Origin of the sequence: Gemmatimonas sp. UBA7669, assembly GCF_002483225.1 — a bacterium.
In the GTDB taxonomy this organism is placed as follows: Bacteria; Gemmatimonadota; Gemmatimonadetes; order Gemmatimonadales; family Gemmatimonadaceae; genus Gemmatimonas.
In genome coordinates, this window is record NZ_DLHL01000046.1 from 26,991 (window position 1) to 36,112 (window position 9,122).

The following is a 9,122-nucleotide window of genomic DNA, read 5'->3' on the forward strand; positions in this document are numbered from 1 at the left end:
CATGATGCCCTAATGCATTCGTAATCCCCGCCCTCTCACCGAGCGGCGGCCCGGACTGCACACTCTCCCCGTCGGCCTCGGTCGGCGGGGATTGTATTTGCAGGCATCACTCAAGCGATGGAGTGGCGATGCGCAGACGCTGGCAATTCAGACGGCCCCTCGCATTCATCGCCTCCGCCACATTCAGCGCAGCCTGCATGGACAGCACCGCACCCTTCCTCATGGACCTGCCACGTGAGGTGCGCAGTGTGCAGACGGCCGTTGGTTATGGGACCAACGGCAGTTGGCAGTCGGTTGTGCAGAACGGTCGCATCACGGCCATTCGCGAGGTGGTCGGCCAATTCGGCCACGTCCGATTGCGCGTGTATGCCTACGACAGCACGGGCCGCGTGCGCGACTACAGCGAGCGTCTGTTTGCCACGGGAGACTCGCTCCTGCTCAGGGCCAGCGACCTGCCCGACAGTGTGCCACTCGCAGCGGATGCGGTGGGGCACGAGCCGTGGGGGCGCGACATCCAACGCATTGCCGTGCACTTCCGCGCCGATGTGGCCATGCTCGCTGCAGGCCGCTCGCGCGTCCAGCCGGTCACGTTCTCACGCCGTGAGCTCAAGCGCATCGTACTCCACGGTGCGCGACTCTACGATGTGGCCACGAAGCAGGGGCAGATCAGATAGCGCGCCCGGTCGCACGCCACACAAACCGCAGCGGCCAATCCACGGCTTTCGAAATGCCAATGCGCGGCGTGACCAGCACCTCGGCGTCGGGCACGGGCTGACTCGGCAGAATGCCAAGCGCTGAGCCGCCCGTGAGTGACCAGCCATCACAGCGCCGGTCCACACCCAGCGCCGCGCACAGCTTGCCTGGTCCATCAGAGAGCGCACGGTCGCTTCGTGCCTTCGGCCGTCGCGCGCGCATGAGCGTCACACCTTCCGTGGGCTCGATGGCCCGGATGAGCACGGCCGCGCCATAGCCGTCTTCGCGCGTGACGGCATTGAGGCACCAGTGCATGCCGTAGATGAAGTACACATACGCGGTGCCGGGCGGCCCGAACATGTGCCAGGTGCGCGGTGTTCGACCCACGGCCGAATGCGACGCCGGGTCATGCGGACCGAGGTAGGCCTCCGTCTCCACGATGCGTCCACTCACCACGCCGTCATCGCTCTCATGGCGCAGCGTCGCGCCGAGCAGCGCACGTGCGACCACATCCGCCTCACGATCAAAGAACGAGGCCGGCAGAAAAGCCAACGGGGGAACCATCGCTGAACGATGATTCCCCCGCGGCCTTCTGTGAACGACGGCGGCTTACTTCTTTGCCGCCTTCTTGGCCGGAGCCTTCTTGGCCGGCGCGGCCGCCTTCTTGACGGGCGCCGCCTTCTTGGCCGCAGGAGCCGCCTTCTTGGCGGGCGTCTTGACCGCAGGGGCCTTGGCCGCAGGCGCCTTGGCCGGAGCCTTGGCCTGCGCCTTCTTGGCCGGTGCCTTGGCCGGTGCCTTGGCCGCCTTCTTCGCGGTCTTCACCGCCGCATCCTTGGCTTCCGCGGTTCCGTCATTCACCGTCTTTGCTTCCGGCACCTTGGCTTCCGTTGAACTGGCTTCCGTTGGCGCGGCTGCCGCAGTTACCTCGACCGCAGGCATCTTGGCTGCCGTCGTTACCCCGACCGCTGTGCCCACTACGCCGACCATGAGCAAGTCCGCCGGCGGCACCAGGCCCTTGCCTCGCGCCATGCCCCGTCCGCCAATGCCTCGCGCACCCATGCCACGCGGCGCTGCCGGCATGGCCGCTGCCTGTGCGGCCTGGACAGCCTTCTGCGCATCGTCGGCCACCTTGAGCTGCTCCACGATGCTCGCCGCATCCGAGGCGCGCGCCACTTCCCAGTCGTCGCCACGACGACGCAGGTCGATGAGGTTGGCATCGTGTGCGTCCTGCAAAATGCGCTCGAACATGCGCGGCGCCAGCGACTCACTGTCGCGGCCCAGCAAGTCAAACGCACGCTGACGCGCCGCGCTCGCACTGGTGACGGCGTCAGCCTCCACCAGCGACTCGACAGCACGACGCACCAGATCGAAAGCATCGCTGCGCGTGAGACGCTCACCCGAGCGGCCCACATTGTCGCCAACCGGCGCACTGGTGAACGTGGCCGGCACCGCGAGCGGCGCAGCACCGCGTTCGCCGCCACGTTCGCCACCACGATCACCGCGGTCACGGTCACGCCCGCGCCCACGACCGCGACGTCCGCGGCCACCCTCGCGGCCGCCCTCTCGGGCCTCCCGCTCCACCGTGTCCGCCGCCTCATCGGCCGCAGCGTCGGCGTCGTACCCGGCCTCACCCGGAAGCGGCCGGATACCAAGCGCCGCCACTACCGAATCAGGATCGGTGACGGTCTCTTCGGCGCGCACAGCGGGGACCTCAGTGGTTTCGCCCAAGGGTACGGCATCGATCGCGTCGTCGAGCAGATCGGTCGCCGCGTCCTCATGCCGATCCTCACCACGGTCACGATCGAAGCGATCACGGCCACGTCCACGACGTCCACGACGGCCACGACGATCATCGCGGTCGGCATCACGCGACACGTCACGCGACACGTCGGCAGCGGGCGCCGACGCAGCGGCCATCGGCAGCGGCGCACCATCCGGTGCGTCCACTTCCATTTGCCCGCTCTCCAGCTTGGTGACCTTGAGCAGGCCGCGCTGCTGCGCTTCCGTCACGAAGCGTGAGAACTTGGGATGCCCGAGGTTCTTCTCGTCGAAGGAGGCATCGATTTCCTGCATGACCTGCTTGAGACGGTCCGAGCGCATGACGTCGCCGTTGCGCTTCATGCGGCCCACCGCCTCGGTCACCAGCTCCCACGGATCCCAGCGCGTGGTTTCGTCTTCGCCCGTCTTCACGAGGCCGGCGAGCGCGTTGTACGAGTAGTACTCGTCGCAGTTCATCACCAGCAGATCGCTGGACGATTCACGGATGCCCACGCCGATGACGTACTTGCCGTACTCCTTGAGCTTGATGACCATGCTCGAGAAGTCGGAGTCGCCGCTGAGCAGCACGAAGGTGCCGATCTCAGGGCGCGTGAACACCAGCTCCAGCGCGTCGATGGCGAGGCGGATGTCGGTGGCGTTCTTCTTCGACGAGCCGTAGGCCGGCGCGAAGATGAGATCGATGCTCGCTTCGGTGAGCGGCACGATGTACTGCGGATAGCGACGCCAGTCCGCGTAGGCGCGGCGCACCGCCACCTTGCCCTTGATGATGTCCGACGAGAGGAGATTCTTGAGCTCCTCCTGCAGATCGGAGCGAATGCCCATCGTGACGTTGTCGAAGTCGATGAGCATGGCCGCGTTGGGCGCGTGGGCCGGTGGCGCGGCGTTGGGCTGCGCGACGGGCGCCATGGGCGCCACGGCCGAGGGGCTGCGATGGAACGGCGCAATGGCACGGGCGGGTGACGACCCGCCCGACCGGGAAGGATGACGACTCATGAGTTACTGGCCTGAAAACGAAGCAGGGTGATCGAGCGCGTTCGCGTGGAGCGCCGATGCGCTCATGGTGTTCGCACTCAGCGCGATCGCACGCGCGAGCTCTCGTCGCCGCACCTTGCCGCTCCCAGTCATGGGGAACGTGTCGAAGAAGCGCACGAGATCGGGAACCTTGTCGGCCGACATGGTGTCACGGGCAAACCGCTTGATTTCGTCGCCCGTGATGACGGCCCCTTCCACGGCCACGATGCACGCGCAGACCAGCTCTCCCATGACGTCATGGGGCACACCGATCACGCAGACATCGTCCACCGCCGGATGTGCGCGCAGGCGATCTTCGAGGTCGCGCGGATAGAGCTGCTGCCCTCCGCGCGTGATCGTCTCCTGGCGCCGTCCGAGAATCCGCACCGTACCATCCTCGTCGATGATGCCGAGGTCGCCGGTGAGGAAGTATCCATCCGGCGTAAGCACCTTGGCGGTCTCGGCCGGCATGCGGAGATAGCCCCGCATGAGATTGGGGCCGCGGACGGCGAGCTCGCCGACCGACTCCGGCCCGTGCAACTGACCCGTCACGAGGTCCATGGACATGACCTCCACCCCGGGCAGGGTGCTTCCCACACTGTGGCCGCGTATGTCATCACTGTCGCCGAAGCGCGTGATGGACACGACCGCACCGGTTTCGGTGAGGCCGTAGGCCACGAGCACGTCGCACCAGCGACGCACCTTGCGCACCAGCGCTTCACCCACGGCCGTGCCGGCCATGAGCCCCGTGCGCAGCGACTTGAGTCGCGACGCATCGAAGCTGTCTTCGCGCATGAGCAGGTGATACTGCGTGGGCACGCCATGCAGCACCGTGACCTGCGTGCGGATCATCAGCGTCAGCGCCTCGGCCGCATCAAACGCCGGCTGCAGCACCAGCGTGGCCCCACTCGCCATCGTGCCCAGCATGGCGCTGAAGCCGAAGATGGCAGAAAACGACACCGCCGTCAGCACGCGGTCTTCGGGCGACAGCTCGAGGACCTGGGCCGTGCGGACGGCGTTTTCGACCAGCGCGCGATGGGACAGCACCACCCCTTTGGGTTTGCCCATCGTACCCGACGTGTACAACACCGCGAGATCCTGCGTGTCGTCGTCGGGCACGTCCGGCAGACTGCGGCCGGCCCCTCGCGACACCAGATCTTCGAACTGGAAGATCCGGTCGTCGTACCACAGATCCTCGTCGCCCACCGTGACCACGTACTGCAGATCGGGCAGGTCTCCCAGCAGCTCTTCGAAGCGCTGCAGGAAATCCACCGCGCCCCACTGCTCGATGGTGACGACACAACTCACTTCGGCGTGTCTGAGCTGGTAGCGCAGGTCGTGCACGCTGAGCTGCGGACTGACGGGCACCAGCACGGCGCCAAGCCGTGCCGCCGCCAGGGTGGCAATGATCCACTCGATGCCGTTGGGCAGGTTCACGGCGATGCGATCGCCGCGGCCCAGGCCGAGTTCGGACAACGCGGCCGCCAGGCTGGACGCGTCGGCGTCCACCTGCTGGTACGTCCATGTCCGGTCCCCTGTCGTGGCCAACGGGCGCGTGGGATGTTCCTGCGCGCGCTGGCTGACGAGAGGGGCAAGGGACCACGAGGCTGCCATCTCACTCCGGGATCGGGTACAGCCACGTAAATTACCGACTATGAACGAGATGCGGAAGCAGACGGACGAGTGGGCCACGCCCGGCAGCCCCCGCGGGCCCGAGAGCGCCCCGCGTCAGGGCCTCCCGACGCGCGAGCTGCCCATGCGGGACGGCCGGTCACGGGCCCCGTTCCGCACGCGGCTCTTTGCCATGCTGCTGCTGTTCGCCGTCATTCCCTCGGTGGTGGTGACACTCGTCTGGGCCGGCGCCGCGCAGCGCATGCTCTCGCGCTTCTCCGCCCGCTCGGCCTGGGAACGCATCGCCGTGAGCGGCGAGTCCGCCTTCCGCAGCCTCGATCGCAGTACTCTCACGCCGGCCCAACGGGCGGCCATCGAGCAGCACGAAACCGAACTCCGGGAGTCGGCGCAGTTGGCGCGGCGCTTCGACTTTGTGGCCGGCCGCTCCATGCGTCTGGTCATCGTCGGCGCCCTCGTGCTGGTGGCCCTCGTGGCCGTGGGCGCCTCGCGTGTGGCCGGCCACCTCAGTCGCCAGCTCAGTCGTCCGCTCGATGAACTCGTGGGTTGGACGGGCCTCATAAGGCAGGGACGTGTGCTGCCTGACTACGGGGAGCGCGAAGGCGCGCCGGAGTTTGAGGTGCTGCGCAGCGGCATGCGCACCATGGCCCGCGAGCTCGCGGCCGGCCGGCAGCGCGCCCTGGAAGCCGAACGCGCCGAGGCCTTCCGCGAGTCGGCGCGGCGCTTTGCGCATGAACTCAAGAATCCGCTCACCCCCATTCGTTTTGCCGTCGACCGGCTGCGGCGCGCGTCGCCGCCGGAACTCAGCGACACGGTGGAGGTGCTGGCGGAGGAAGCCGCACGCCTCGAAAGCATGGCCAAGAGCTTCGCGCAGTTCGGTCGCCTGCCCGATGGGCCGCCGGCCGAGGTGGACATGGCGGAGCTGGTGACGCGGGTGGCGCGGAGCACGGTGCCCGAGCGGCTCACCCTCGACCTGCACTGCGACGAGGACCTGCCGCTGGTGACGGGCTATCATGAGCCGCTGGTGCGGGCGGTGACCAACGTGCTGCTCAACGCCGTGGACGCCTGCGGCAACACCGGCACGATCCGGGTGCATGTGCTGGCCGCCACGCTGGGCGACGAGCCGGCGGTGGGCGTGGATATCGGCGACACGGGCCCAGGCATCCCGGCTGACACCCTGCCCCGCATCTTCGACCCCTATGTGACCACCAAGCCGGGCGGCACCGGTCTCGGGCTGGCCATTGCCGCCCAGACGGTCCGGGCACACAACGGACACATTTTTGCCGAGAGCACCGTAGGGCAGGGCACGACCATGAGTTTGCGCATCCCGGTCCACGGGATCGCCTGATCGTTTCGCGGCATCACCCAAGGCTCACCATGACACAGTCCAAGCAGAATTCCGAGGTGCTCCGGGAAGTCGAAGCGGCGATCCGCGAGGCACAGCAGACGGCCCAGGAGGCCGCGCGCGATGCCGCCGCGAACGCGCGCGAGGCTGCCGCCGCCGCTCGTGAGGACGCTGCCAACGCCCGTCAGGACGCTGCGATGGCGCGCTTGGGTGATCTGCAGGTCACGCGCAGCGGCGACGGTACCCGCATTATCACCCTGCCCGGTGCGAACGGAGAACCCGTGCGCATCGAGGTTGGCCCCAACGGCGCGGTCGTCACCGGTGACCAGGTTTCGCTTACCGGGGCTGCGGTGCAGGCGCCAACGGCGCCTCGCCGCAAGCAACTGCCCGAAGGTCTCGTGGACATGATGATGGTGATCTTCGGTTTCGTAGCCGTTACCAGCATCGGCACGCCGCTCGCCAAGGCCTTCGCCAAGCGCTGGGAGCGCAAGGGTGAGAGGGAGCAGCAGCTGCACCTCGCACAGCGCCTCGAGGCCATTGAGCAGGCCATCGAAACGGTGGCCGTGGAAGTGGAGCGCATCAGCGAAGGCCAGCGCTTTACGTCCAAGCTGCTGGCCGAGCGGGCGCCGAGCGAAATGGATCGGGTGCGATGAGCGCGCAGGCACAGGAGCGGGCCGTCGACCCCGCGCAGCTCGAGCGGGAGATCAGCGAGCGCGTGGAGCAGGCGGTGTCGGAAGCCGTCAATGCGACCACCGAACGCACCGTGGTGCGCAATACCGGCCAGTCACCCATCATCATTTCGGAGAACAATGGGGAATCCGTCACGATCGACTTCAAGGACGGCAACCTCATCATCTCGCAGGACGGCAATACGCGGCAGATCCCATGGCGCGATGCGGTGCCCCAGGGCGCGGTGGACATCGCGCAGTCCATGGCGGCCATCGTGTTCTTTCTTGTCGTGGGCTGGCCAATCGCCCGCGCCATCGCACGTCGTATCAGTCGCCGCGGCGAGACACGCGCCACCGACACCGTACTGCGCCAGCAGTTCGAGGCGCGCTTCGAAAATCTCGAGCGCAATCTCGACACCGTGGCCATCGAAATGGAAAAGTTGTCGGAGGCGCAGCGCTTCACCACCAAATTGCTCGCCGAACGCGGCGAGCGCGTGACCGTCCCAATGCACGAACGTTGAGGCCCGCGTGCCCAGTGTGCTGATCGTGGACGACGAGCCCAACATCCGACGGATGGTGGGCGCGTTGCTGAGTGCGGAAGGTTACGATGTGCGGGACGCGGCGGATGGCGTCACCGGGCTCGCGCTGGCGGAAACGGCCGAACCCGATGTGGCGCTCATCGACCTCATGATGCCAGGCTCGCTTGACGGACTGGGCCTGCTGGAAAAGCTGCGCGAGCGCCGGCCCGACGTGCCGGTGGTCATGATGAGTGGACGCGCCGCACTCACCGATGCCGTGCGCGCCACCAAGCTGGGCGCGTTCACGTTCCTCGAGAAACCGCTCACACCCGAAGGGGTGCTGCTGGCGCTGGCCTCGGCCTTCGAACTTCGCCAGGCGCGTCGCGCCGCAGCGGCGTTACGCGAAGACCTCGGCATCTCCGGTGAAATGATCGGCGACTCGCCGGTCATGAAGGACGTGCGCGCCTTGCTCGCGCGTGTGGGGCCCACCGAAGCGCGCGTGCTCATTACCGGCGAATCGGGCACGGGCAAGGAACTCGCAGCGGCCGCGCTGCATCTGGCCAGCCCGCGTCGTGACCGGCCGTTTGTGCGCGTGAACTGCGCGGCCATTCCGCGCGATCTCGTCGAAAGCGAAATGTTTGGCCACGAGCGCGGCGCCTTCACCGGCGCCACCGACCGCCGCATCGGCCGCTTCGAGCTCGCACACACCGGCACGCTCTTTCTCGATGAAGTCGGCGACCTGGGCGCCGAGGCGCAGGCCAAGCTGCTGCGTGCCATCGAAGCGCGGGAAATCGAGCGGGTGGGCGGCGGCAAACCCATCAAGGTGGACGTGCGCATTCTCGCCGCCACCAACAAGGACCTGGCACGCGCGGTGGCAGACGGAGCGTTCCGCGAGGATCTGTTCTTCCGCCTCAACGTCATTCCCATTCAGCTGCCGCCGCTGCGTGACCGACCGGGCGACCTTCCCGCGCTCGTGCGCCACTTCTCGACGCGGCATCGCACCCGCACGGGACGGCCCCTGGTGTCCTGGCGCGACGATGCGCTCGCGGCACTCAGTGCCTACCACTGGCCCGGCAATGTGCGCGAGCTGGCCAATGTGGTGGAGCGACTGGCCATTCTGCACGCGGGCAGTGAGGTGACCGCGCGGGATGTGCAGCAGGTGGTGCCGGCGGTGGCTATGGACGCGGCCACGGGGGCCGGTGTGGGGATGGCGGATGCTGGGGTGTTGCCCGGCGAAGGCCTGCCGCTGTCGGACGCGCTGGATGCTTACGAGCGGCGGCTGATCTCGGCAGCGCTGGCGCAGGCGGATGGGAATGTGGCGGAGGCGGCGCGGAGGCTGCAGACCGATAGGCCCAATCTGTATCGGCGCATGCGGCGGCTGGGTTTGTCGTCTACTGCTGGGACTTTGGGAGATGAGATGTGAGAGATGGGAGGATGAGACAGAAATGGATGATTGAGATGTGAGCAACCAATGAGATG

At 67.4% G+C, this 9,122-nt stretch carries 8 protein-coding genes; 5 read left to right on the forward strand and 3 right to left on the reverse strand.

Annotated features, from left to right (window positions below; translation table 11 throughout):
- The first annotated feature begins 197 nt into the window (after nt 1–197).
- A complete protein-coding gene (locus B2747_RS12835; RefSeq protein ID WP_291161491.1) occupies nt 198–674 on the forward strand; it encodes a hypothetical protein in 477 nt (158 codons plus the stop codon).
- Here the strand turns inward: B2747_RS12835 and B2747_RS12840 are convergent.
- The 3 genes from B2747_RS12840 to B2747_RS12850 are packed head-to-tail and all read right to left on the reverse strand — an operon-like array spanning nt 667 to nt 5,097.
- Nucleotides 667–1,257 carry a DNA-3-methyladenine glycosylase gene (locus B2747_RS12840; protein ID WP_291161493.1) on the reverse strand — a complete coding sequence of 197 codons (591 nt, stop codon included), beginning with the start codon at nt 1,255–1,257 and terminating at the stop codon, nt 667–669. The genes B2747_RS12835 and B2747_RS12840 overlap by 8 nt on opposite strands.
- 45 nt (nt 1,258–1,302) lie before the next feature.
- Nucleotides 1,303–3,465, reverse strand: a complete 2,163-nt coding sequence (locus B2747_RS12845; protein WP_291161496.1) for an NYN domain-containing protein — start codon at nt 3,463–3,465, stop codon at nt 1,303–1,305.
- 3 nt (nt 3,466–3,468) lie between these two features.
- Nucleotides 3,469–5,097 carry a class I adenylate-forming enzyme family protein gene (locus B2747_RS12850; protein ID WP_291161499.1) on the reverse strand — a complete coding sequence of 543 codons (1,629 nt, stop codon included), beginning with the start codon at nt 5,095–5,097 and terminating at the stop codon, nt 3,469–3,471.
- 49 nt (nt 5,098–5,146) lie between these two features.
- On the opposite strand from B2747_RS12850, the gene B2747_RS12855 reads away from it, so the two are divergent.
- From B2747_RS12855 to B2747_RS12870, 4 genes are read left to right on the forward strand one after another with little or no spacing between them, the layout of a single operon-like run.
- Nucleotides 5,147–6,460 carry a sensor histidine kinase gene (locus B2747_RS12855; RefSeq protein ID WP_291161501.1) on the forward strand — a complete coding sequence of 438 codons (1,314 nt, stop codon included), beginning with the start codon at nt 5,147–5,149 and terminating at the stop codon, nt 6,458–6,460.
- Between the two features lie 29 nt (nt 6,461–6,489).
- On the forward strand, nt 6,490–7,110 hold the full coding sequence (locus B2747_RS12860) for a hypothetical protein (protein WP_291161504.1): 621 nt from the start codon (nt 6,490–6,492) through the stop codon (nt 7,108–7,110).
- The gene (locus tag B2747_RS12865) at nt 7,107–7,646 is read left to right on the forward strand and encodes a hypothetical protein (protein WP_291161506.1); all 540 of its coding nucleotides are present in this window, start codon (nt 7,107–7,109) and stop codon (nt 7,644–7,646) included. Before B2747_RS12860 ends, B2747_RS12865 begins: the two co-directional genes overlap by 4 nt.
- A 7-nt stretch (nt 7,647–7,653) precedes the next feature.
- Complete coding sequence (locus B2747_RS12870; protein ID WP_291161509.1) at nt 7,654–9,066, forward strand: sigma-54-dependent transcriptional regulator; 1,413 nt, start codon at nt 7,654–7,656, stop codon at nt 9,064–9,066.
- The last annotated feature ends 56 nt before the right edge of the window (nt 9,067–9,122 follow it).